This window comes from Pseudoalteromonas sp. MelDa3 (genome assembly GCF_002863625.1).
Taxonomy (GTDB): domain Bacteria; phylum Pseudomonadota; class Gammaproteobacteria; order Enterobacterales; family Alteromonadaceae; genus Pseudoalteromonas; species Pseudoalteromonas arctica.
Genome location: NZ_PJBR01000181.1, coordinates 1 through 2,764 on the forward strand (window position 1 = coordinate 1; position 2,764 = coordinate 2,764).

Annotated in this window: 2 protein-coding genes; one reads left to right on the plus strand and one right to left on the minus strand. The window is 34.7% G+C overall.

Going from position 1 to position 2,764, the window contains the following annotated elements; translation table 11 throughout:
• The first annotated feature begins 572 nt into the window (after positions 1-572).
• Positions 573-1,787, plus strand: coding sequence for a hypothetical protein (locus CXF89_RS18860; protein WP_024591590.1), 1,215 nt, complete (start codon positions 573-575; stop codon positions 1,785-1,787).
• Between the two features lie 69 nt (positions 1,788-1,856).
• On the opposite strand, the gene CXF89_RS18865 is transcribed toward CXF89_RS18860, so the two are convergent.
• A complete protein-coding gene (locus CXF89_RS18865) occupies positions 1,857-2,732 on the minus strand; it encodes a DNA replication terminus site-binding protein (RefSeq protein WP_101217264.1) in 876 nt (291 codons plus the stop codon).
• Positions 2,733-2,764: the final 32 nt, after the last annotated feature.

A 2,764-nucleotide genomic window follows, 5' to 3' on the forward strand; every position in this document is an offset into this window, starting at 1 on the left:
CATTATGATTTATATAAATAATATTTAAAAAAGCAGATCAGGTTTATACTTGGTTAAGATCAGATCTTTATCTACCTGCGGATCAGCTTTTTACTAAGGTCTATTTTAAATATAGAGTTATACACAGGTTACGCATGAAGTTATGAACAAAAAGAGCCCTGCAGATCAGTTTTTTACTAAGTAAATTATAAAGTTATGCACTAGTCGCAACATAAAAATACGCTTTTAATTAGTATAGATCTGATCTGTACTTGGTACAGATCAGATCTATTCTAACTCGGTAAGGCTTTATCCACAGGGGAATATATTTTTTGGTGTATTTGTCGTGCTTAATTTTAAAATTAAGCCATTGTAATGGACAAAATAACAGCTGAGTTAGTAAAAATTAGATTTGTGATAGTCCAGTTAGTATAAATATGATCTGAAATCGTAAGTAATGTACATCACTTAGTATAATAGTGATCCAAACGTTTTATTTAAAGTCAGATCACTTTTATACTAACTTAAACATTTAACTTTTGTTGCTTAATGTGTTGTTATTAGCTGTCGCAATAAAAATGGAAATAAGAACAATGAGCCGAAAGGTCAACATCTCGGTAGATAACTTGCCCGATACACTTAGGGGCCAAATCCACGGGGTGGAAAGTGCAATAGATAACGAAAGTTTAGCACTATTTACTGACAACAAAGACGTGCGAATTTCTATTGAAAATGCAGCACATGGATTACGTGCATATTCAAACACGTTTAATCACTATGATTTGTGGGGACGCTTTGTTCGCTCGGGCTATAAAAAATTGCCACTTGAAGAAGCGCCTAAAAAAACAATTATTACGCGTAAAATATCTGAAAAAGTAGATGGTATTTTGTACGATGGCGAAATAAAAATAACGCCAGCTGTTGTAAGTACACGCAAAGATGGCGAAGATGTTGAATACCTTGTTTGGCCATCAGATAGAGAAGAAAAAGTAGAGCGAGCACTTATTCGTTTAGCTTCTAAAGGCAAAATAGTTAAAATTAATTTTAAATCCGGTATTCAATACGCGGTTGTTTTTTCTATGAACGAATTAGCACAAGAACTCAAAGCGGTAGGGCAGTCAATGCCATATCCTGCAATAAAAGAGTCACTTGAAGCATTGCAGGGTTCTAAACTTTCATTTAAATATTCGGCAACAGATACTAAAAATTCTGATATAGATGATTCGTTTTACGAGTCAAACATGAACTTTTTATCGTCACTGCATTTTAGTGGCAAAAAAGGTCAGGGTGGCAATGTAAAATGCGTCGCCTGTTTAAATGCATTTGTTCATAACATGATTGATAACCTTGAATACAAAGGGTATTACTTTAATAGCGCACAAGAATTAAAACGTGGATTATCGCGTTGGATGATGCTTCGTTTGTATCACCTTTGGCGTTATGCAGCACCAGGTAAAACGTACCATTTTAGATTACTTTCTATTATGGAAAAATACGGATCTATTTATTCAACTGATGATATTACCGAAAATAAATTAAAAGCACTTCGTCGTGATATGACCACCACAATGAAAGATTTGATTGAAAAAGGTGCAATATCAGAATACAGCATTACAAACGTTAAAGATGACAAAACCGGTAACATTATCGATTACACATACGAAATGCACCCGTCTGATCAGTTTTGCGATGAAATACTTACATTGAACAAACACAATAAACGCATTGAAATCCAAGGCGGTAAACGCATTGTTGAAAATGCCGTGCTGATTGATGAAGATAAAATTGAAGAAATAGTAGAAAAATAATAACCGTTATTTTAAATAACGTACGCATAACTAAAAAGGCCACACTATGTGGCCTTTTTAACATAATGACTACCGCTCAACCTGTTCTAAATATAACCTATCAACCAAAAAATCATACTCGCGCTTACGAGGGTGAGTTTCGGGTTTTTGATAATCAGGTAATATACCTAATTTTACGTCTGGTTCTGGATTAATCAGAATAAAGGGTAATGCAGCACTCACATGATAGCGATTTTGCGCCGTATATCTCACATTTACCTGTGGACTCACTCGAGTAGGGCGGCGAATTCTAAGTTTTTCCTTTTCGCCTAAACTAGCAACCCGTAATTGTTCTTGAGCTACAAGTGATTGCCATTTTTGTTGATCTATCATTCTTGGGTTTCGATAACTGGCCGATTTGTCGAGCATTTCGAGAGCCATTTTTTTAGTAAGCGTTTTAGTTGCGTGTTTGTGCATCCAAGTAAACCTAACCGAAAATGGCGATTCGCTTTCACTATGAATTTTACGATATGCGGCAAGCGTTATTAAATTTGGTATAGCATTGTGAACTGCTTCAAATCGAGCATCGTTGCTATCAATAGCTAAAATACATTCTTTAAACGTAGCTTTAGCTTTATTTACTTGAGCTATACGATTATTTAAAGCTTGTTTATCTGCATTTTTAATAACGAGCAAACCAGGGTGCCTTTTTAAAACACGACTGCTTAATCCTGATTTTTTATACATGTCTGAAAAAGAGTTTAGGATTGCTTTTTGAGCAGGTACTCCAGTGATTTTAGAAACAAGTATAGATTCTGGAACTTTACTCTCATCGAAACTACTTACATCTGGTAATTGATAATATTCCGCTTTGGAGAATTCACACTCTTTTAGTTCTTCAATCAACCTCAAAGTTAATTCGTTCATTAAATCAAACTGACTTCTAATTTGTACCTTAGTTACCATTACACACCTCAAAGAACACATCTTACTAGCCT